This window comes from [Eubacterium] eligens ATCC 27750, from assembly GCF_000146185.1.
GTDB lineage: Bacteria > Bacillota > Clostridia > Lachnospirales > Lachnospiraceae > Lachnospira > Lachnospira eligens.
Map to the genome: position 1 here is coordinate 1,808,683 of NC_012778.1, position 22,054 is coordinate 1,830,736.

Sequence of the window (22,054 nt, forward strand, 5' to 3'; positions counted from 1 at the left end):
GAATTGTGTTGGCGTTGGTTGCGTAATAAAGCATATCATCTTATACTTTTAAAATACTGTATTAAAATATTTTTTATATAATTATATCTACGTGCATATGAATTTTCTACTCTTATAAGTTCAAATCCATGTTCCTTACATATTTTGTTTTTCATTTCATCTCTTGCTTTTACCATTGAATTTTCACGATGTTCTTTTCCATCCAATTCAATTGCCAATATAGGAATATCCTGCCCTTTATATCCTTTTTCATATACAACAAAATCAAATCTTCCCGTGTAAAATAAATCATCATAAGATGTATTTTCTTGAAAAACATGTGCAATACTAACTTCCTTTTGAACTACACATCTGTTATTAGTATTAAGCACATTATTCAATGCATGATTTAATGTTGTTAAAAATGCTGCTTCTGTTTGTGTACTATATGGTTTAATTCCTAATGCTCTCGAAGATGTTTCTCTAGCAGTTACCTGTGATTCTCCATTTGTATTTACATATTTAACAAGTTCATAAATATCATCATCTTTATCATTATGTAGTCTTCTTAACTGATTAACATCTGTCAATATAACCAACTGATCTTTTGCTCTAGATGTAGCAACATTTATAAGTTCTTTATTATTCTTTAGCCAGTCATATGTTCCTTGGTTTGTTTGTTGAGTTAATGCTAATGAAAATAAAACCACATCTTTTTCGTCTCCTTGAAATGCATGAACTGTACCACATGGAACATCATCAATTTTATTTTCCTTTAACATTTCATTGATTAATTCTTTTTGATTTGAAAATGGAGTTATTATTCCGATACTTTTATCACTATTATTTTTTATATATTCAATTATCTCTTCTGCCTCTCTTGGCGCAGTATTTTTATAATGCGTTGTTTCTCCTGTAATATTTTTTAAAATAAGAGGTGTATCTGATTTTCCCGCACTATTAATAACTAATTTGTTATTATAATATTTCTTATTATTAAAAGAGATTATCTTTCTATTACATCTGTAATGATGGCTTAACAATATTTCTTCACTTACTGCATCACATGCGAGATAAGTTTTATATATTGAATTTTTAATATAATCATATTCTGATGTTATACCATATATTTTCTTCAATTTTTCATTATCAGTCTGATTTAAAAGAATTACTGGGCTCAATTGTTGTGGGTCTCCAACTAACATCAGACTTCTTCCTCTAATAATTGGCACTAGTGACATTGCAATATTTCCCTGACTTGCTTCATCCATAATAACCATATCAAAATATGTGCCTGGTTTACCAATTTTATGAGCTGATATAGATGTAGTAGCAATTATAGGAAATATTCTTTGAAATTTTTTCAAATTTTCTTCTTGTCTAATATAAGAATTAAATTGTTGAACCTTTTTTCGTTCGTCTTCACATTCTACAATAGCCATCAAATCCTGATTCTTTGGCTCTTTAAGTCTTTGTATATATTTAGCTGATGTATAATATAAATACTTTTTAAATACTTCCTCATCTTGCTCCACCAATTTTAAAGCTTGTTCATCTGTAATATCACCTATCTTAGATAACTTATCTTTAACTTCTGCTAATTGTACTCCTTGAAGTTCTGTCTGAAATGTAAGATGATTATTCACATCTATCATTTTTTGAATTGCTTCTTCTCTTTCCTTTAACTCAATCTTATGCTCATGTTTCTCAAGAAGCTTTGTTAATTCTGCCGTCCTTTTTGTTTTATCATCTTTGTTTTTTTCAAGAGTACTATCAAATATGGTTATATCCTTGGTTTTTTCATATAACTCTTTAATATAATTTAATGCTTCTAAAACACATCTGTCGTTTCCTAACCTAATAATTGGGAATGGTATAGCACCTTTATTTCTATATTTAATAGCCTTCAATTTGTCGCATACTCCGTCTATCGGATGATTATTATATGATGCAAACAAAACAGTTTTTTCGTTAAAAAAAGCTGTCACCATTGTATTAACAATTGTATTAGTTTTCCCTGTTCCCGGAGGACCCTGAATATATGCCAATGGATATTTCATTGCATTATGTATAGCCAATAACTGATCAAGATTAATTCTTTTATCTAACAATGTTATCGGATAATTCTTTCTTCTATCTACCTGCTTGAGAAGTTCACCAAAAAAAGCTTTTATTGGTATTGTTACCTCATTATTCTCATACATTTTATTTATGGCTTCATATTCTTTATGAAGATCAACCATAACATTTCGACCTATTGCAATTACATAAGGCATATCATCTACACCATTAATATGGGAATTATATTTTGTAATTTTATCCTTTATTAATTCCTGATTTTTATCAAAATCATTTAACAATTCATAATCATCTGCATCCAAAAATTTTCTTACACTAAACTTTGCTTCTGTTTTATTCTTTTCAAGTGCAAATTCCATACAAATAGTTATTTCATCATCCTGCCTCAACATATGTTTAGCTACATCTAATCTCAACTTACGATAAGCTAATACATATAGCCCTTTAGGTGTATTAATACTCAAAACATTAATAGCAAGCTGCTTAATAGTTTTATTTGCATATTCATCATGTGTTTTATATTGAAATTTTGTAACAATCTGCCTGAACTGAGTTTCATCAAGCTTATAATTTCCATTCCATTCACCATCAAAATTATCAATTAATGCATAATCAGTTTTGTATGGAACTGAATCCATTTTATTACAATCTATTAAATAATTTAGTATTTTCAAATTGGCAACATTATCAAATATTCTTTTATATTTAACAGGATTCTGATTGATATCATCTATTAATTTCTGATTTGGCTCAAAATATGAACCCTCAATAACACATGATGATTGTATTGAATCAATAAAAACATATAAATTTCTGGTTGTATATTGTGCCAAATGTAATCCTTGTACTATCATAGATTTTTTTATTGGATCAATTTCAACAATTCCTATCCAGTATTTTGTTATTTCATTTTTCCCATTTTTATATTCAATACTTAACCATTTCCCCTCATGAATGGCTCTGAATATATCTCTGCAAACTGTATTCATACTTTCATCCCCAAAATGTATAAATTTTTAACCATATTATACATCTATTTATGACTAAAATCATTATCGTTATACACTATTTCACATTTTCTTTCGACAAACCATATCTTATCTCTAATCCCCCCAAACCTTTCCATTGTTATTTTTCCCAGCCTATATTATAATTTTTATTAACTACACCAATGAAGGAGATTTATTAAATGAAGAAAAATAGTATTTTTCGCAGCCTGCCGTTTAAATTGCTGGTGGGCGTTATTGCCGGCGTCCTGGTGGGACTGCTGTTAAGTTCAACTGATGGCAATGCATTTTCACGCGCCATTTTGAATATTGTTGTAACTCTGAAATATATTCTCAATCAGATAATTAATTTCTGCATACCTCTGATAATCATTGCATTTATTGCACCTTCGATTACTCAGATGGGTAAAAATGCATCAAAGCTTCTTCTGATTGCAGTTACAATCGCATATACATCATCAGTTGGTGCTGCATTTTTCTCTACAGCATCCGGATATCTTTTGATACCACATTTGTCAATATCCTCTACTGCTGATGGATTGAAAGAGCTTCCGGCTGCGGTTTTCGAATTATCAATCCCGCAGATAATGCCTGTTATGAGCGCACTCGTGTTCTCAATTATGATTGGACTTGCTGCCGCATGGACAAAAGCAGAATTGATTTCAAATATTCTTGAAGAATTCCAGAAAATCGTGCTTGCGATAGTTTCAAGAATCATGATACCGATTCTTCCATTTTTCATCGGACTTACTTTCTGCGGACTCTCATACGAAGGTTCAATAACAAAGCAGGTTCCTGTGTTCCTGAAAATCATAATTATTGTATTAATCGGACATTACATTTGGATGACTCTGCTTTACACAATCGCAGGATTGTATTCTAAGAAGAACCCGATTGAAGTAATCAGACATTACGGTCCTGCATACCTGACATCAATTGGAACAATGTCATCTGCTGCCACACTCGCAGTTGCACTCCAGTGTGCCGGCAAATCAAAGGTTTTGAGAAAGGACATGGTCTCTTTTGGAATTCCTTTGTTTGCAAATATACATTTATGTGGCTCAGTGCTGACAGAGGTATTTTTCTGCATGACTGTATCAAAGATTTTGTATGGCACTATTCCATCAGCCGGAACTATGATTCTGTTCTGTGTGCTTCTCGGAATATTTGCAATCGGCGCACCTGGCGTACCTGGCGGAACAGTTATGGCTTCGCTCGGACTTATTACCGGCGTGCTTGGATTTAACGACACTGGAACTGCCCTTATGCTTACAATATTTGCACTTCAGGACAGCTTCGGAACAGCCTGCAATGTAACAGGCGACGGTGCGCTCACACTTATCCTGACTGGATATGCAGAGCGCCACGGCATCAAAGAAGGTACTGACAATTAATATATTTCTTTGACATATGTAAAGTGCTATAATCATCACATGAATACACGCGCCTGCGGCGCAGAAATGAGGTAACATATGCCATTTATTAATTCAAAGATAAGCACTTCTCTTACAGAAGCACAGGAAACTGAAATCAAAACCCGTTTAGGTCAGGCTATCCAGACAATTCCCGGCAAGTCAGAAAGCTGGCTCATGGTCGGCTTTGAACCTGACTACAAGCTCTACTTCAGAGGAAGCAATGCCGAGCCTATAGCTATGGTCGAGGTCAGCGTTTACGGAAGTGAGAACCCATCTGCCTTTTCTAAACTGACTGGCCAGATATGTGACATTTTTAAAGATGTTCTTGGAATTGCACCAGATCATGTATATGTAAAATATCAGGCTGTTTCTAACTGGGGATGGAATGGAGATAATTTCTAATATGCATTAATAAGCGGGACACTCATTTTTTTATGAATGTCCCGCTTAAATATTTTTTTCTAAAATTCTTTCTTTTCCATAATCCGGACACTAATTGCATAAGAGAGCAGTATGAGAAGTACTGTCACTACCACTGCAATTCCTGCAAGTATCCAGCCATTCATTTGGTTTAAAAATGAAAAGGCACTTAATACATTTGTCTTTACCAGCTCCGCAAATGCAATGACAGACGCTCCCATTACACCACATGCCCCCGAAATGACTACTCTGCTCTTTTCTACTCCGGATACTAGCTGCAGCGGAATCAGCAATGCAATCAACAATGCCGTAACCGGCAGAAACACCAATACCACAGGAATCTGGGAAGCCATGTCTACCGGCATCTGCTGTTTCATTTCTAGGATCATGTAAAGTCCCGCTGCCACAAGCCATGAAACCGTTCCTCCTGTAAGACAGAAAAAATATTTTTCCCTCACATACGTTTCTGCATCAATCGGCAAAGTCATCAAAAATCCATATCCTTTATCAAGCTCGTCATAGGTAACTGTATTTATCAGAAGAATACTGATTGCAAACGGTAACCACCCCAGGATAACCGCTTCATTCTGTAATCCTATCACCACTCCAATGATAAGAAGGAAAATTAATGCCTGTTTATTACACCAAATTAACCGGAAATCTTTTTCTACTAATCCTGCCATTATCTGTACCCTCCCGTCATCATAAGAATTAATTCATCAATTCCGCCCTGCTCCACCGCAATCTGCGGATAATTTTCCTGATAAAATCTTCTGTCATTAGTAAAGCAGGCATAACCATAAGTTTCTTTCTGTACTTTTATGACTGCTGTCTTGTCTAATGTCCTGTATTGTTCCTCATTCACCTTCAAAATACCATACTGTTCTAAAATAACATCTGTGTCCTCATGCAAAATGATTTTTCCGTCATGAATGAGATAAATGTCGTCACAAAGTGACTCCAAATCTGTGGAAATGTGCGATGTAATCAATATTGTGCGCTTCTCGTCCTGCGCTATATATTCCCGTAGCAAATCAAGGATTTCATTCCTTGCCTCCACATCAAGCCCTGCGGTCGGCTCATCTAAAATCAACAAATCAGCTTTATGGCTGATTGCTGTCAGCACCCTCAGTTTTGCTTTCATACCTGTGGAAAATTCTTTTAATTTCTTCTTCCGTGGAAGCTTTAAAGCCTCACATTTTTGGTCAAAAAAATCCTTCTGGAAATCAGGATACATTTTAGCAAGGATATGCCAGACATCTTCCACCGTAAATTGTGAACTAAAGCCTGCCTCCGTCAAAGATACTCCGATTTTCTGCTTTACCGCAGCCGGAAGCTCTCCACCTTCATTACCAAACACACAAATCTTTCCAGCATCCGGCTTTACCAGTCCAAGTATCAGTTTAATTGCCGTACTTTTTCCTGCGCCGTTTTTTCCTACAAACCCTGTAATTCTCCCCTCTGGTATTTCCAAGGATAGTTCCAGTTCAAAGTCCTTATATTTTTTTCGGACATTCTGCATTGTTATCATAATTCGCCTTTCTATTTCTCATCAAGTATGAGCTTTACAACCTCTAAGATTTCTTCTTTCTCCATCCCAATTGCCACTGCCCGGTCAATGGCTTTGTCAAAGTCCTCTTCCACAGCAATTCTTCTCGCCTCCGACGCAAGCTGTTTATCCGAAGCAGTCACATATGTTCCCTTTCCGTGAACAGTCGTAACAAAGCCTTCCTCTTCTAACTTGTCATAAGCTTTCTTTACAGTCAGCGCGCTGATGCGAAGTTCCCCTGCAAGCGTCCTCACAGACGGAAGTGCCTCTCCCTCTTTTAATACAGACTGGATAATCTCTGACTTTATCTGCTCCATAAGCTGTTCGTAAATCGGAACCATGGAAGAATGATTTAATATAATATGCATATTTTTGTTTTCTCCTTTGTGATAAACAGTATATAACAGTTGATGTGTGTTGTCAACTGTTATATACTGTTTATTAAAAATATACAAAATAAGAGCCACTCTAAGGTGACTCACATTTATTTTTATATTTAACTTAACTAAAATATTTTACCTATTTTTCTGTTAATCTACAAGAAGTTCCCTACAATAATATTTTAATCCTTTTTGAGCATTCTCTTTCTTATAAATATAAAAATCGTACCAAACTTTCAAAGTTTAGTACGATATCTCCACTATAATAGGATTATTTCCTCTCGACTATCCAACCAGCTTATCTAACATTCCTACAATCTTTTCTCTTTCACCACAGCCATTAGTCTTAAATCTTAATAATGGAATTTCATACAAATCCATTATGCGATCCTTTAATAAATCTCTTGAAGCCTGTACGGTATCCTTTTTATGAAATTCATATCCATCAACTTCAATCGCTAAAACCGGCTTTTTACTGATTCTGTTGTAAATCAGAAAATCCAGATGTGTTGCAGGATTCATTGCATACTGGCACTCCCTGTCATTTAATAGTTGAGGATTTTTAATCAGCATATTCAATGGAAAATGACAAACAACATCTAAACTTAAGACATTTCTTCCTTTTATTTTCGTCAAATGTGTGTCCCAGCAGAACACAAGTGAGGCGCCTTTGCTTTCTTCAATCTTTGTTGTTTTTAGTCGATCTTGAACTGCTTTTGTTGCACCAATCTCCATATGTATCACCTGCTCATCTCAAGTATTCTTTTTACTTCATTCTGTAATTCATCACTAAAGTCTGATAAATCATTATATGTAATTACTTTCAGTCTAATGAGACGAACAATATCCCATATTACCTCTGATTTTTTCAGTTCCATGACAACTCCCGGATGACGTTTATCTTCTTTTATCCGTTTTTCAAGTTCCCAGAATTTCTCTGATGCAGGCTTTTTATCACCATTCAGAAAATTTACATACTCTTTAACAAGACCTTCCATGTAATTTTCCTGCCAGCCTGATAATTTTTCTCGAAATAATTTCCAATCCCTTTTACTTATGTCCATGATTTTGAACCTCCTCAGTCTCATGTTAGTCTCAACAAACGATTTCAAAAATGAGACTGTCTTGAGACTACAACTTTATAATTTACCTGCAAATCCCGGTTTTATCGCGTTTTGCTATATCATAGAGTCTCACTCAGTCTCAAATCTCGTGAGACTTCGTTGAGACTAACTTTGAAATATTCGTTTTTCAGAAAGCTCTTTAATCGTCTCTCTTTAGAAAGCTTTTTCTTAGAATATTCTGATTTTAACCACTTGATTTTTCTCAAAATTTCTATGACATTTTCTATGACATTTCTACGACATTTTCTGTGACATTTCTACGACATTTTCTGTGACATTTCCCATCTTCATTATAAGCGTTACCTAAAACAAATTTGTGCCTTTAATCAATTCAATTTTTACCTTCTCCCTACTTCCATACATAGAGCTTTTACTTTCATCAATAGTCTATACCTGATGTTTATTCTATGAATACATACTTTCCCTTTCCTTTACCATTTACCACTTTAACAACTTTCATGTCTCTAAGTTTTGTCATGACTGCTCTTGCTGTGGATGGTGAGCAATCAAGAATTTCTTTTATTTCTTTTGTTCCAAAAATCTGATTTTTCTCTATTTCATCATACACCTTAAGAATATTTGCTTTCGAAGGTTCATTATATTTTTGTTGCTCAATCGCCGACTTTATCATATCAACCGCCGATTTTTTATCGTCAATCGCCGACTTTTCTTCTCCAATCGCCGGCTTTTGGTAATCAATCAACGACTTATTGACTGCAACAGCCAATTTTTTAAATGAATCAGCGGTTTTTTCAACAATAGTTTTTCCAACTTTTGAATTATAAATAACTGCCTGCAACATAAAAGCATTTGTATGATAAACAGGATCTTTTAGTCCCACCTGCTCCAACTCATTACGCAGTCTTTCATTAACGCTTTAAATGTTTCTTATTGACATTATGAATTTATCGTACTAACCTAAACTCGTAGAATATATTTCAATAAAGGTAATGTTTCGAAAACTTTTGGTTCCGATTATAATAGAGCAGCTTTTAGCATCTCTCATTGGAACCTGCCAGTGCAAATCTCTGCTTTGAGACGGTTCCCTTTATCACAATTACCAAGCCAATCTGCTGGGTACCATTCTTCATTATTCACAATTCTGTATAAATAAAGAACAACTCATGTGGGATTGGGGATATGCCTCACTCATTATTGGAACAAGAAAATAACTGCAAAGGAGATTTTTACTATGAAAGAAATAATTTTAGGAAATCACATACGAAAGGTTCCTTCAGTTGCTGTTGGATGCATGCGCCTTTCTGAAAAATCGAAGGATGAGATGAATCGTTTTATTCATGCAGCTCTGGAACAAGGTGCATATCTCTTTGATCACGCGGATATCTACGGTGATGGTATGAGCGAGAGCATATTCGGCGAAGCGTTCGCAGATGATTCATCCATAAAGCGTGAGGATATTTATCTTCAGTCAAAATGTGGCATCCGTCAAGGCTTCTATGATCTCTCAAAGGAGCACATTCTGAAATCTGTCGATGGCATTTTACAAAGGCTCCATACAGATTATCTTGATCTTTTGCTTCTTCACCGTCCGGATACACTCGTAGAACCGGAAGATGTTGCTGCTGCATTTGATGTTCTTTATGAAAGCGGAAAGGTACGCCATTTTGGAGTTTCAAACCATAAGCCGATGCAGATTGAACTGCTGCAGAAATATGTCCGCCAACCACTCGTTGTCAATCAGGTTCAGTTCAGCATCCCTGTTTCCAATCTTGTTGCAAATGGCATGGAAGTCAATATGGAAACCCCAGGTTCAATCGATCACGATGGAAGTCTGCTCGACTACTGCCGCCTCCACAATATCACTCTCCAGGCATGGTCTCCGTTTCAGATGCCGGCATGGAAAGGCTGCTTTCTCGGAAGCGACGAATACCCTGAACTGAATAAAAAACTTCATGTGATTGCCGAAAAATATAATGTCAGCGATACTACTATTGCGGCTGCGTGGATTTTACGTCATCCGGCAAATATGCAGATTGTTACCGGCACTGCAAGTGAAAGCCGCTTGAAAGAAATTATCGCGGCGTGCGATATTACTCTGACTCGTGAGGAATGGTATGAGCTGTACCTGGCGGCAGGTCATCTGCTTCCGTAGGGATTATCGATTACCAGCATTATTTTCAAAATGCTGGTAATCCTTAGAATTAGCAAGTTGTACAAAAGAATCTTCTCTTTTACGAAGTCTGGTCTCATAAACGAGATAAAGGTTCTGGCAGATGCAGAGCTTGTGTTGAGCAGATCAGAGTACACGACCTCAGACACAGTCACGCCAGCTTACTTATTAATCAGGGCTGTGATGCCTTGATGTTAGCAGACAGGCTCGGACATGAAAAGGTATCCACAACACTTAACACATACTCCCATCTGTTTCCACATAAACAGCAGGAGCTTGTGCATAGTCTGGAATCATTGCAGGCAACAGATTCGCCAACACCTGAACCACCATCTGATAACCCTCTGCTTGAAGCCGCAGGTATCACATGTGAAGTGCCGCAGACTCAGAGCAACGGCTCAGATGTAACAATCCGACCTCAGTTTGGACCTCCGTTAGTACCATCAAATACCGCATCAGGGAAAATCATCCAGATGCCACAAAGAAAGATCATATAGAAGAAATCCAGCAGTCATCAGGGTTTCTTGCTATTAAAGTTAATGACAACCATATGAAAACGATAGAAAAAAAGTAGTTGCTATTAGTAGCAAATTAGTAGCAGTGCAAAAGAAAAAGTCTCGGAATCCGCTTGTTTAGCGGGTTCCAAGACTTGTGACTTCTACTCAAACTCTTGGGCGGAAAGATTTATCTGGCTGTTTCTTGGTACACATTTGTGTGTTTTATTCTTCACATTCATCTTATTTTGCATTTTTGTGTACCTAATCTAAAATTTTTAGAGCCAAAATGGAGCCATCAATCAACTTGTTTTTTATGAGTTTTTCCAACTACTAATTTAGAGTATATTAACCAATTTCTTAACAGCTTATGTTTCCATTTTATACTTACTTCGTTCCACTTATCTACTTTCATTTCATCCAATATATTAGTAAATACCTCTAAAGGTTCCTTATTTGTCGTTTTAATTTGTTCTAAATACTGACAGACATACTCTAAACCCAAAAGTTTTTCTCTAATATATGCTCTTTTTTCATTGGGTTCCTTGCCAAGAAACTCCAATCCGTTTTGTGTTATTTCATATTCACTTCTAGATATAGGTCTAACAAGCCCTAAAAAACATGCATCTATTAGATGACCATTTAAACTTGATCTTTTCATCGATTTTTTTAGTTCTTGAATTGTCATACCTTCTTTATTATCAGCCAATAGTTCCACTACTTTGATAATTTGTGCCAACATCGTCGTTGGGAAAAAAATTTCATCACTTAAAAAATCACCAATTTCTCTTCCCAGGTTATTCGTTGAAATAGTATTATTTTTATCCATATTAACCATTGTAGCAGCAGATAACCATTTACACATAACCTTACTATATTGCTCCCAAATTTTATCTGTTGCATCTATAAACGGCATTTCACTTATTAATATATTTTTAACTTGTTTCAAAGTTAATTTCTTATTTTTCTCCAATTCCAAAAGTATTTTTTTAATCAAAGTATTATCCATTAATATATTAGCTAAATATTTTACAATATTATTTTCTGTATAGTATTGATAGGCATATGGATTAAGTGAAAAATTATTATTAGACCCTTCAATAAATTTCAATTTTTTTAATTCTCCCAATATATTTATAATACTCGTTTTCTTAACCCGAGAATTTTCAACAATCTGATCTACATTACATAAATTCTTACTTACAATAATTTTATACAAATTTAAAACAGTATTTGGAGTGTAACGAATAAGATATCTTCTTGACAAATTTACATGCCCAGTTTTTACAAACTCTTTCAAAATATCATTATAAGTATCATATGTTCTACCAGTTAGTCTTATTAATCTATAATCATTCTGCAATATTTTTAATTTAATTGATAAATCCTCATCTGTAAAAATTTCAGATAATTCTGCATATGTAGATGGCAAATATGCAATTAATCTATAAAAGAACTCCCTAATAGCTTCATCCAATGCTAGAATATCTTCGTTAAATAAGTCTTCTAACTGCATTCCTGATTGAACAATATTCTTTTGTTTTTCACCACTTCTAACAAGTTTTATTATATGTGCACAATATTTTTTTAATAGCCAAGGAAAGCCATTTGATATCTCTAATACTTGTTCTTTTAATGGCTTAATTAGAGATGTTCCTATTTCATCATTTATATGGCTTATCAATTCTATCGCTTCTTCTGTCTTAAAATCTTGTAGGACAATTGGCTTAGAAATGCTCTTCAATCGATTCAAATCAATCAATGATGACTCATCATAAGTTGTTGGCTGATCATTTTTACGAGCTATAACAAAAATAAAACTTTTAAACTTAACATTAAACTCCAATATTATATCAATAAGTGTATTATAAACAGATGGTCTAGCAAAAACACTTTCAAATTGGTCTAAAAAAATCAAGGACATTTTACCATTTTCTGTATTAAATTCATCTATTGATTTACTTATAATATTAATCTGCTCTTTCTCTTTTGGTACCTCACAATTCAAATTACAATGAAAATTAAAATCTTTTACTAACATTTGAAAAATCTGCAAAATATCAATATCTGACCGTATATTTCTAGAATCTACAATAGCAGTTGAGAATCCTTTTTCTTTATATAATCTTTGAAGTTTTAAAGAAATTGAACTTTTACCCACTCCCGAACGACTTAATATTTCAATAACTTTAGTACTTGTAATTCCATTCTTTACATCGTTTACAGAATCATTGAATGCATTAATCAAAGAAGTTCGTCCTATAAACCTATCTGGGTTAGCAGGAAACTGGTAATCAAACCATCCTTCTCCATGCATAACTCCTAAATATGAATTATCCACTTCACTTTCACTATATTTAGTTTTTTCTCCGTGTTTATAATATTTTAGTTCTTTTAGCAATTCTATTTTGCTAGAAACTCTCAAAATGAAATCCTCATCTTCTATAGAGTTTCCAAACATATCATAACAAACAAAATATGATGGTAGTGTTTTCCCATCCTCAATAAGCAATTGAATATAATAATATCCTCTATCACTTACTAAAAAATACACATCTCCACTACATAAATTTATATTATTTTGAGAAATATCTCTAATTTGCTTTACACTCAAATAATTTTTTTGAGAAACCAAAGCATCTATTATTGAATCCCCCACTATATATCTAATATGATACCCAGCATCTACCAAATCATCTACCTGTTGTTTCACATCGGATGTTAAATCACTTATAGATATAAAAATCCCCCAATCATTGGGTTCCTTTGATAAAGTCCATATAATGGTGTAAATTACAAATTTATATAAAAAAGAGCCGAGAGCTCATCTTTCAGTTATAATTAAGTTACCACACAAAAACATAATTGAAAGGATGAAACTCATGGCTCAATTACATTTTACATTAGATAGTGATTTTTTTGTAGGACTTTTTTCAGAAACTAAGGATGAAGCTTTTGGCAAACTTATGGAAGCTTTACTTAATCAGGTTCTTCAGGCTGAATCTACTGAACAGCTTGGAGCAAGTAATTACGAACGATCTCAAGAACGTTCTGATTATAGAAATGGAGTTAGGACAAGAACATTAACCACCCGTATTGGAAAGATTGAATTACAGGTTCCAAGACATCGTAATGTTCCATTTAAAACTTCCTTGTTCGAAAATTATCAGCGTAATGAACAGGCTTTAATTACAACAATGATGGAAATGGTTGTGCAAGGCGTATCAACCAGAAATATAAAAAAAGTAACTGAAGAGCTTTGTGGAGAATCTTTTTCAAAATCTGCTGTTTCTGAAATCTGCAAGGAACTAGATGTCCCTGTTAAGCATTTCAAGGAGCGCTTATTGCCGGAACACTATCCGTTTATTATTGTTGATGCGATATATTTAAAAGCTCGTGAAGATCATCGTGTTAAATCAAAAGCGTTGTTTGTTGCAATTGGAATAAACAATACCGGGCACAAAGAAGTCCTGGGATTTGAAGTTTATGATTCAGAGAAAGTGAACACCTGGAGAGACTTTTTTGAAAATCTTAAAAGTCGCGGTTTGCGCGGTGTAGATATTGTAATATCTGACGCACACGCGGGGCTTGTTGAAGCAATAAAGGAGAGTTTCTCTGGCTCTTCATGGCAGCGATGTCAGGCTCACTTTACAAGAAACATCATAAATAAGTGTCCTAAAAAATACAGCACTGGTTTAGCTTCTGAGTTACGAGACATGTTTAACGCAGCTACTATTGAAGAGGCCCGTCGTTTAAAAGAATCTATATACGATGAATATCAGGATGTTGCAAATGAAGCAATGACTGTCCTTGATGAAGGATTTGAAGATAGTATTACCATCATGGCACTTCCCTCAAAATATCGTATAGCATTAAGAACCAGCAACATAATAGAACGCGAGAACAGAGAAATCAGAAGACGCGAAAAAGTTATTCAGATTTTTCCAAATACAGAATCTATTATTAGATTAATTGGTGCAGTCCTTCAAGATGATCATAATGAATGGAGTGTAGGTCATAAAATCTTTGATATGAAAGAGTACTATGATAAACTAAGCTCCATTCAGTCAAATCTTTTGAAGATAAAAGTAGCGTAGATAAAACCACATAACTGAAAGATGAATTTACACACAAATTTGGACTTGACTGTTCCTTTATCCAAAAATGCATCATTTTTGCTATAAATGCCATAATTTCCGAAGATATTTTTTTATCCCAAGCTTTAGCTTCTCCTATTAACTTTTGATTTGTAACCTTATTATTAGCCACAATATCATATTCAAGATTATTCGCTTTAACCCTCATTTCTATATCATTATATCCACTTGCATCTAACAAGTCTTTGCACAATCTTTCAAACAATACACCTTTGTCATAATTTTCGGATTTAGTTGGCGTATCAAAATTTATAAAATAGAACATAATTACACCTCTCACAAAAAGTTTAAAAATCATTTCAATTTCTACACATAATACTCTCATTACTCGCTTTCAAATTCTTTTTTATTATACTACTTTTCCATCCATCATACCACTATAAAGTATATCTCCCACATTCACTGTAACTATCATCAATCCATCCTTCCCATTATCTTGTCCCATAAGACCTGTCATACCGCCTTATCTGCTGTTCTGTACGCTCCTGTTCCCTTACCTTACGAATAATCGTATCAATCTGCTCTGCACCGGCATATCTCTTCACACGCTCCAGATCATCAGCCTTTTCCTGCAACAGCTCTGTCCTATCCCTCATATCCTTAATCTTGCCCTTGAAAAACTCCACATCATCTGACAATCTCTTCTTTTCCTTCCTTAGCTGTAATACTTCCTCTTTTAGCCTTACACACTGGATTGTCAGATTCTTTATCAACAACTTCAGCTTATTCACAAATGGCATAACCACCTTATCCCGAAATGACTTAGCACTTGCAAATGCTCCCGGTTCCGGCAATTGCCACTCCGGTGCTTCATCATACTTTCTTACATCACGCTGTAATAACTGCTCCGACTGTACTATCTGCTCTATATGGCTCTTAAGCTCATTCTGTTGCTTTTCAAGTTGAACATTATTCTGTTGCAAATCATTGTATTTCTGTCTTAGTGCCTGATTATCAGATTTCAATGAATCATTCCTTTGCTCCAGAGTATGATTGCCAGCAGATAACTGAACATTCACATTCTCCAATTCACTATTCTTGTATTGTAAATCTTCATGCCGTTGTTCCAGTTCTTCATTATCTGTCTGCAACTGTAACTGCTTCTGCTTCAAATCATGATTATCCATACGAAGTCTATCTTTGCGACTCCCAACTCTTTGTACCAATTATTACATTATCAACACTTTTGTCGGCATGCAACACAAACCTTTGATTAGGATATCCAAATTCTTCAATCAGCTTGCCCTCTTCAAATCCAAATTTCTTATATAATTTTCTAGGTGCAATTCCTTTAACATCATTTTCTCTAAATGTAGACACAGTTATATCTTTATCTCTGTCAAGCTTATCAATTGCTTCTCTTAAAAGAAGCGAAGCAATTCCCTTTTTTCGATAAGCCGGATCAACAGCCAAACAACATATCATATTATACTTCCTTGAATATAAAAGTACGCCAACAATCTCTTGTTCGTTCTTCACGCACAAAGCACGTTTGTCATTCATGAATTTCAGTACTATTATTTTGTGTTCATCTATACTCTGCTCTGTCTCTAATCCTGGAAAATTCCAACTTGCTTTTCTCACTAATCGCATCCATGAATCAATATCTGATGTTCTGCCAAATTCTACCTTCATATTTTCTATCATTGACTATCTCCTCAAATCTACTTTGAAACAAAATGTACAATTTCTTTCCCTGACTCAAGGATATATGGTATCAACTCTAAAGGATATACCTTAGTACCCTTCTTTAAATCTTCTAGTGAAACCCAACAGAAATCCAAATCAATTCTTTCATTATCCAGCTCATCATATCCATGAAACACACCATCTAATGGAATATTATCATCCATCAGATGTACATTATAATATAAGCATATCTGATGACAGGGTCTTTTTCCCCATGGAAAATAAATTTCTCCGATTGCTAACAGATTATCTACCTCTATCTTAGCATGAAGCTCTTCTTCAAATTCCCGTTTAAGAGTTTCCATACTTGTCTCCATAGCCGCAACATGTCCGCCAATAATGGCATAATCATCATTCTTCGGACGCTGTAACAAGATTTTACCATTATGTTTCAATATACCGCCAACTCTGTATGAAAATACAAAATCATCATTTTTAAATAAAATATCCACTTAACCACCTCCAACCTGTTCATAAAACTTGTAGTAAAAATATATTTATAAGATCATAAATCTCCTGGTGCAAATGTATCTTTCTCACATATAAGGTAAATGTCTTTATTCATTTTCCCCTCAAAATATTGCTTCAAATTCATATTGGAATTCCACTTGTCCTGCGGATAAAAGCCATACCTTTTCTTTACGTCATTCATCCTATTTTCTATATCAAGAACTCCTTCTGCTCCTGCCAAACAATCGCACAATTGAATTAACCGGTCATATTCATCATATATGGTCTTTGCTAATTCAGTTTTTATAATTGTCAATTCTTCATCTATAACATCAAATTTTCCGATGTATTCATCTATCGTATGATTATTAAAAGAATGGGTTAAACATATCTTTGCTACTTCATCATATCCCAATGATTTCATATATACGTATCCATCATAAACATGTCCAAGATGTCTTACACCAAATTTTCTTCCTATATCATGTAGTAAACCTAATATATATGCTTTCTCAACATCCATATCACCACATGCACTTGCTATTTTTTCTGCACAGTGTGCTGCTGTTAAACAATGTTTTCCCCAAGGTCCCGGATTAAATAATAACCCATCACGAATTAACTTCAGTGCTTCTTCTCTTGTTGGCAACATAGCTTATACCTTCTTCCTTTTTTATTTACCTTTTCAAAACTGATAACTCCATTACTCTCCCCACAAATAGAGCCAAACTAGAGCCATTTGATAAAACAAATGCCGGAAACCCGCATAAATACAGGCTTTCGGCATTTCTGTCCGTTATTCAAACTCCTCTTTGCAAAGTTGTTGTGTGGTGTAATGTGTTGATTTTAGTAGTAAAGTTCCAGGATTTTTGTCTGTATTCTACCTGTTGCGTAGATTTTTAAGAGATTGTATTGTCATTTTGTTGTCACTCATCTTTCATTTTTTATGCATTTAATCTAGTTAATAAGTCCAAAACTTGACTTCCAGGTTTCAAACTAATAACCGTATGTTTTCTAGCTAAAGCAACAGGAACCACTGTATTTTCATACAAATCACACTCAAACTCGTTAAGCAAACATAAGCTTTTGTTCAAATTTTGATATTTTTTGATATCAGATTTATTTAAAATAAAACTTTTTATATCTCCCTTGCTTTCAAATGGATATGGCAGATTAAACACAATTAGTTTTCCCGACTTTGCTTTATATATAAAGTCCTGACCATAATATGTTTCACTACCAAACGTTGAAGACGAAGCTTTTCTATCATAATTCACATACTTGTTTCTCACTTCATCAGACAAACATAAAATAGTTTCCTCTTTTATATCCTTCTCAATCATCTTAAAATAATCAACGATAGCACCACTTTTTACTAAACCAATTATTAAAATAGGATTTTTATTATGCTTTTGCATAACCACATTTATCTCGTGAAGATATTTCATGATAGCATTATGCACCCATGCAGCATTCCCATAAATTGCAAGTGGACCATCCATAAAAAAACATATATCACTTAATGTTTCCACATAGGATTCTGGTGAAAAATCAATTATCATCCTTATATAGTGCATAACAAATAGATGTTCTATAACATTTGTAAATCTCGTGAGTGCTGATTGATTTGAACCATTATCCTCAACTTCTTCCCAAATTCTTAAACAATCTGAAGGATAAATAGTTTCTCCACACTCTGGACAAAATTGTTCTTCATCAATATTCCAAACAGAAATATTCTTCGCGTTACATTTTGAGTTTGGACACTTATGTAAAATAAGTTCATTATCACTATTCGTACAATTAATTCCTGTACGATAACATGCCAATTTAAATAAAGTTGTGCGCAAACTTGTTTTTATATCGCTTGGATTATTTCTATATTTAAATAAATAGTTATCAAGTGCTAATCTAAAACCATCCCTTACCGATTCCTTACCTCCATATTGCATATTACTACTAGGTAAAGCAAACACAGTAGATGATGTAGCTTTCTCCATTTCCGCTACCAAAAATGGATTTATGTATTTCTGTTTGCCTAAATTGTTATATTCATCTCGCTTAATTAGTATGTTTCCAACCTTTACATATCCAACTCTTGTATGTGGCAAATTATCACTAATACTAGCCTCATAACTGCTACCATCTATGGAAATAATATTGACAGGTAATTTCTCTTGCTGTAACGGATACTTCACAAACAAGTCTGCCACTTCTTTTGCTTCTTTCCCTGATGGTTCTACCATATATCGACACTTTGATAAAAATTCTCTTACATCTGGATTATCTATAATTTCAACATGTGCCGTTTTATCAATCGCATCAGACATTTGCATCCCCCTTGTTCATAAATTTCTCCGGAGAAAATTTATCTATTTGCACAGGAACAACAAACGGACTAGACAATGTTTTGACTCTTGTAAAGCCTACATCTTGTGAATGCAATAATGATTTACTAAAATCCGAAAAATCATAAAAATGTGATAGTTCTTTTATTTCTGTATCACTATTCAAATGAGATACGAACCAGTTTTCCGTATTTGCCAATATATTTTTATGTACGGAAGATACTTCTTGTGTTGCATATACAAGTGCAATTTTATATTTTGCTCCTTCTTTTGCTAATCTTGGCCATGTTTCCGTTAAATCCATCCCTTTTCCAATTAAATTGTGAGCCTCCTCAATATATATCACTATGTTTTGTGGCATTCTTCCTTCCGTAAATACTTCCATTGATTTATGAAAGATATAACTTGCAATATTTTTAGAAATACGTTCTCTTAAAGTCGCATTACCAACCGAAAGATCCAAAATAACTATTTTCCCTTGGCACAAATAATTATAAATTTCATCGCATACCTCCGTTGTTTTTGCTGGTGAATGGTATTCCTTTGCAATTTCAATTGTTCTAAATCCTCTAATATAGCCATCATTCGCACTTAAACCAACTAATAAATTTAGCATAGCAATACATTCGTTATCTAACCATGCATTCTTACTCGCTGTTAAAATAGTTCTTTCTTTATTGGCTATTCGAGCTGCAGCAAACCACTTTTCTGCTTCTGAAAAAGACATACCCTTATTAGGATCTATAGTTTTGTCTTCCATTTTATCATTAACTGTTTCTACAATTTTTTGTGCTACTGTGAACTGCACTCTAAATACACCAGAATATTCATATCCTGATTTTTTTAATAATGTTTTATATAGTGCAGTTTTAACTTTCCACCTAGTAACCTCTCCTCTTTCTGATTCATCTGGTTTTTCCAACGACATATTTATGAATGTATCAATATCCGCAGAGCCATCTTTTCTTGCTTCTTTTATCAGATCTCTAATTGTATATAATCCTTCTTGTAATTGTTCATAAAAATTATTAAGCAATGGTTCAAATCCTTCTGAAACTTTTATGCGATACTTGACACACTCATCTTTAAATATTGTTGATATCGATCCGCTATCTTGTTTATTTGCATTTGCGTATTCTCCATTTATATCAAATATAAGCTGACCTATTTTTAAATTATGTTTACTTGATATTTCTTTCACGACTGAAACAGTTTGCTTAATCATATTTGATTTACCAGTTCTTGTCATACCAAGAACTGCTGTCCTTCTCGCCAAGAAATCAGCCGGTTGAATATAGAATTTTACTTTTTCAACATTTTCTGCTCTATGCAGACGATCAGTAGAAGTGTATCTGACTGTTCCAATACGAAACGGAGAAACTTCCCCCTGAATTCCTAATTCTCTAAAATCTTCCAAAGAGCGTTTTTTCCTAATTGGATCTACAAAATTAACCACTTTCTCTAAAGAATTCGATGTAGGCATAAATACACGCATTTGTAGTGAGGTATAAAATGTTTCAACATCACTACCTAAATTTAGTTCCTGCTGCTTCATGTAGAATGTCCCTAGTACTCGGCATTCCAACCCTCCAAACTGTAATCGATTTCGCGTCAAACTATCAAAACCAGATTCATCATTAAATACTCCAGTTTTATTTTGATAATTATCAATTTTAGTTTTTATCATATCATCATCTTGTGGTAATCTACACGAACCAATAACTCTTAAAAGAATGACCTCTTTATCCGCTTCCTCCGCCTCACCATATTTATCCGGTTCAAATGCTGTTGCCAATAAAAAACTGTTATGAGGAATACCTTTTACGTTACTTTTCCACAAATCATTGGTAATTACTAATGCCTTTTCATAATCTATTGAATAAATCCAACCAACAAAATTTTCTTTCTGTATCAATGTTAATAATTCATCTTTAGCTAACTGACTAGTATTAAGCATGCATTTCCTCCCTTAAGTTTAGTTTTATTTTTTTCTTCTGCATTTCTTGTTTGTTTGGCCACAAATCTCCCGTGCATAATATCATTACTTCAGATGCTTTCTTTTTTTCTGCTACACTATATGATAAATCAAAATATCTCTTTGAGAATCGCTCATACAATTTAGCTATTTCTGGTTCTGCATCATATGTAACCATCCATATACTTTTTTCATTTTCTAATAAATCTGCAATTTCCTTATGATCTTTATCAACAAAAAAATTCTTGTATAATTCTTGTCCTTTTTTATAATATGGTGGGTCTAGATATAAAAAAACATTCGAATATCTATGTAAATAATTTTTCATGAAAGAACGAACATCTTTATTGTAAACTGATATATCATCTTTTCGTTTAGCTATTCGCAAAATGCGATTAATCAATTCCTCTTTATTATATCTTGCATCAATTAAATAATTTCCGTTTTGCTCATATCCGCCAATTGGGCCTGCTGCTAATATTCCAGAACGGTTAGTACGATTAAGAAAAAAAGTTGCAAATGCTAGTTCAACCGAATATCGATTTGATTGATTGGTATATATATTCTTTTGTCTATACCATTCATCAATTGACACTTCGGTGTTTTCTATTAAATCAACAAACTGATTTGTATTCTCTATGATTGCTCGCCAAATGGAATAAATTGCCTTGTCGTAGTCATTTATAACAATATGGTCGACCTCACCAGAAAACAACAATTCCAAAGAAACCCCTGCACCTCCCGCAAAAGGTTCAACATATGTAACATTTTTCATTCCTGATTTTTCAATTAATAACTTTACCATTGGTGCAATCTTAGTTTTGCCACCTGGATATCTTAATGGAGAATAATTCACT

20 protein-coding genes and 1 pseudogene are annotated in these 22,054 nt (G+C 34.0%); 5 read left to right on the forward strand and 16 right to left on the reverse strand.

Going from position 1 to position 22,054, the window contains the following annotated elements; all coding sequences use genetic code 11:
* Positions 1-35 precede the first annotated feature (35 nt).
* Positions 36-3,047 (reverse strand): AAA domain-containing protein, encoded by a 3,012-nt coding sequence (locus EUBELI_RS08390; RefSeq protein WP_012739969.1) that lies wholly within the window; start codon positions 3,045-3,047, stop codon positions 36-38.
* Between the two features lie 200 nt (positions 3,048-3,247).
* Between EUBELI_RS08390 and EUBELI_RS08395 the strand changes: the two genes are divergently transcribed.
* Complete coding sequence (locus tag EUBELI_RS08395; RefSeq protein ID WP_012739970.1) at positions 3,248-4,459, forward strand: dicarboxylate/amino acid:cation symporter; 1,212 nt, start codon at positions 3,248-3,250, stop codon at positions 4,457-4,459.
* A gap of 78 nt (positions 4,460-4,537) precedes the next feature.
* Complete coding sequence (locus EUBELI_RS08400) at positions 4,538-4,882, forward strand: phenylpyruvate tautomerase MIF-related protein (RefSeq protein WP_012739971.1); 345 nt, start codon at positions 4,538-4,540, stop codon at positions 4,880-4,882.
* A gap of 59 nt (positions 4,883-4,941) precedes the next feature.
* Here EUBELI_RS08400 and EUBELI_RS08405 read toward each other — a convergent pair whose 3' ends face one another.
* The 6 genes from EUBELI_RS08405 to EUBELI_RS08430 form a co-directional block, all read right to left on the reverse strand.
* Positions 4,942-5,583: an ABC-2 transporter permease gene (locus EUBELI_RS08405; protein WP_012739972.1), complete on the reverse strand. Its 642-nt coding sequence runs from the start codon at positions 5,581-5,583 to the stop codon at positions 4,942-4,944.
* Positions 5,583-6,431: an ABC transporter ATP-binding protein gene (locus EUBELI_RS08410; protein WP_012739973.1), complete on the reverse strand. Its 849-nt coding sequence runs from the start codon at positions 6,429-6,431 to the stop codon at positions 5,583-5,585. Before EUBELI_RS08410 ends, EUBELI_RS08405 begins: the two co-directional genes overlap by 1 nt.
* 11 nt (positions 6,432-6,442) lie before the next feature.
* A complete protein-coding gene (locus EUBELI_RS08415; RefSeq protein ID WP_022097118.1) occupies positions 6,443-6,817 on the reverse strand; it encodes a GntR family transcriptional regulator in 375 nt (124 codons plus the stop codon).
* Positions 6,818-7,114: 297 nt separating this feature from the next.
* Entirely contained in the window at positions 7,115-7,564 is a 450-nt protein-coding gene (locus tag EUBELI_RS08420; protein WP_041688265.1) for a DUF2726 domain-containing protein, read from the reverse strand.
* Positions 7,565-7,569: 5 nt separating this feature from the next.
* Entirely contained in the window at positions 7,570-7,893 is a 324-nt protein-coding gene (locus EUBELI_RS08425; RefSeq protein WP_041688267.1) for a hypothetical protein, read from the reverse strand.
* 460 nt (positions 7,894-8,353) lie between these two features.
* A complete protein-coding gene (locus EUBELI_RS08430) occupies positions 8,354-8,794 on the reverse strand; it encodes a hypothetical protein (protein ID WP_041688269.1) in 441 nt (146 codons plus the stop codon).
* A gap of 351 nt (positions 8,795-9,145) precedes the next feature.
* Between EUBELI_RS08430 and EUBELI_RS08435 the strand changes: the two genes are divergently transcribed.
* Both EUBELI_RS08435 and EUBELI_RS08440 read left to right on the forward strand, forming a co-directional pair.
* Positions 9,146-10,066: an aldo/keto reductase gene (locus EUBELI_RS08435; protein WP_181968746.1), complete on the forward strand. Its 921-nt coding sequence runs from the start codon at positions 9,146-9,148 to the stop codon at positions 10,064-10,066.
* A 185-nt stretch (positions 10,067-10,251) separates the two neighbouring features.
* Positions 10,252-10,581 (forward strand): hypothetical protein, encoded by a 330-nt coding sequence (locus EUBELI_RS08440; RefSeq protein ID WP_242827279.1) that lies wholly within the window; start codon positions 10,252-10,254, stop codon positions 10,579-10,581.
* Positions 10,582-10,876: 295 nt separating this feature from the next.
* Here the strand turns inward: EUBELI_RS08440 and EUBELI_RS08445 are convergent, their stop codons facing one another.
* Positions 10,877-13,291, reverse strand: coding sequence for a hypothetical protein (locus EUBELI_RS08445; protein WP_012739980.1), 2,415 nt, complete (start codon positions 13,289-13,291; stop codon positions 10,877-10,879).
* Positions 13,292-13,460: 169 nt separating this feature from the next.
* Between EUBELI_RS08445 and EUBELI_RS08450 the strand changes: the two genes are divergently transcribed.
* Positions 13,461-14,675, forward strand: coding sequence for an IS256 family transposase (locus tag EUBELI_RS08450; RefSeq protein WP_041687873.1), 1,215 nt, complete (start codon positions 13,461-13,463; stop codon positions 14,673-14,675).
* 67 nt (positions 14,676-14,742) lie between these two features.
* On the opposite strand, the pseudogene EUBELI_RS14980 reads toward EUBELI_RS08450, so the two are convergent.
* From EUBELI_RS14980 to EUBELI_RS08485, 8 genes and pseudogenes are all read right to left on the reverse strand, one after another.
* Positions 14,743-15,060: pseudogene (locus EUBELI_RS14980) on the reverse strand (restriction endonuclease); the annotation flags it as partial.
* 106 nt (positions 15,061-15,166) lie between these two features.
* On the reverse strand, positions 15,167-15,862 hold the full coding sequence (locus EUBELI_RS08455; RefSeq protein ID WP_012739981.1) for a hypothetical protein: 696 nt from the start codon (positions 15,860-15,862) through the stop codon (positions 15,167-15,169).
* Between the two features lie 7 nt (positions 15,863-15,869).
* A complete protein-coding gene (locus EUBELI_RS08460) occupies positions 15,870-16,382 on the reverse strand; it encodes a GNAT family N-acetyltransferase (protein WP_012739982.1) in 513 nt (170 codons plus the stop codon).
* Between the two features lie 17 nt (positions 16,383-16,399).
* Positions 16,400-16,876, reverse strand: coding sequence for an NUDIX hydrolase (locus tag EUBELI_RS08465; RefSeq protein WP_012739983.1), 477 nt, complete (start codon positions 16,874-16,876; stop codon positions 16,400-16,402).
* A 53-nt stretch (positions 16,877-16,929) separates the two neighbouring features.
* On the reverse strand, positions 16,930-17,526 hold the full coding sequence (locus EUBELI_RS08470; RefSeq protein WP_012739984.1) for an HD domain-containing protein: 597 nt from the start codon (positions 17,524-17,526) through the stop codon (positions 16,930-16,932).
* Between the two features lie 292 nt (positions 17,527-17,818).
* A complete protein-coding gene (locus tag EUBELI_RS08475; RefSeq protein ID WP_049777964.1) occupies positions 17,819-19,204 on the reverse strand; it encodes a DNA double-strand break repair nuclease NurA in 1,386 nt (461 codons plus the stop codon).
* Complete coding sequence (locus EUBELI_RS08480) at positions 19,197-21,179, reverse strand: ATP-binding protein (protein WP_012739986.1); 1,983 nt, start codon at positions 21,177-21,179, stop codon at positions 19,197-19,199. Before EUBELI_RS08480 ends, EUBELI_RS08475 begins: the two co-directional genes overlap by 8 nt.
* Positions 21,172-22,053 (reverse strand): DNA adenine methylase, encoded by an 882-nt coding sequence (locus EUBELI_RS08485; RefSeq protein WP_012739987.1) that lies wholly within the window; start codon positions 22,051-22,053, stop codon positions 21,172-21,174. The genes EUBELI_RS08480 and EUBELI_RS08485 overlap by 8 nt, the downstream gene beginning before the upstream one ends.
* Position 22,054 lies beyond the last annotated feature (1 nt).

Coding starts and splice junctions, on each gene's coding strand:
- EUBELI_RS08460 (WP_012739982.1), bottom strand. CDS start 16,382: ATGATAGAAAATATGAAGGTAGAATTTGGCAGAACATCAGATATTGAT.
- EUBELI_RS08425 (WP_041688267.1), bottom strand. CDS start 7,893: ATGGACATAAGTAAAAGGGATTGGAAATTATTTCGAGAAAAATTATCA.
- EUBELI_RS08395 (WP_012739970.1), top strand. CDS start 3,248: ATGAAGAAAAATAGTATTTTTCGCAGCCTGCCGTTTAAATTGCTGGTG.
- EUBELI_RS08420 (WP_041688265.1), bottom strand. CDS start 7,564: ATGGAGATTGGTGCAACAAAAGCAGTTCAAGATCGACTAAAAACAACA.
- EUBELI_RS08475 (WP_049777964.1), bottom strand. CDS start 19,204: ATGTCTGATGCGATTGATAAAACGGCACATGTTGAAATTATAGATAAT.
- EUBELI_RS08410 (WP_012739973.1), bottom strand. CDS start 6,431: ATGATAACAATGCAGAATGTCCGAAAAAAATATAAGGACTTTGAACTG.
- EUBELI_RS08435 (WP_181968746.1), top strand. CDS start 9,146: ATGAAAGAAATAATTTTAGGAAATCACATACGAAAGGTTCCTTCAGTT.
- EUBELI_RS08400 (WP_012739971.1), top strand. CDS start 4,538: ATGCCATTTATTAATTCAAAGATAAGCACTTCTCTTACAGAAGCACAG.
- EUBELI_RS08405 (WP_012739972.1), bottom strand. CDS start 5,583: ATGGCAGGATTAGTAGAAAAAGATTTCCGGTTAATTTGGTGTAATAAA.
- EUBELI_RS08470 (WP_012739984.1), bottom strand. CDS start 17,526: ATGTTGCCAACAAGAGAAGAAGCACTGAAGTTAATTCGTGATGGGTTA.
- EUBELI_RS08455 (WP_012739981.1), bottom strand. CDS start 15,862: ATGGATAATCATGATTTGAAGCAGAAGCAGTTACAGTTGCAGACAGAT.
- EUBELI_RS08450 (WP_041687873.1), top strand. CDS start 13,461: ATGGCTCAATTACATTTTACATTAGATAGTGATTTTTTTGTAGGACTT.
- EUBELI_RS08390 (WP_012739969.1), bottom strand. CDS start 3,047: ATGAATACAGTTTGCAGAGATATATTCAGAGCCATTCATGAGGGGAAA.
- EUBELI_RS08480 (WP_012739986.1), bottom strand. CDS start 21,179: ATGCTTAATACTAGTCAGTTAGCTAAAGATGAATTATTAACATTGATA.
- EUBELI_RS08415 (WP_022097118.1), bottom strand. CDS start 6,817: ATGCATATTATATTAAATCATTCTTCCATGGTTCCGATTTACGAACAG.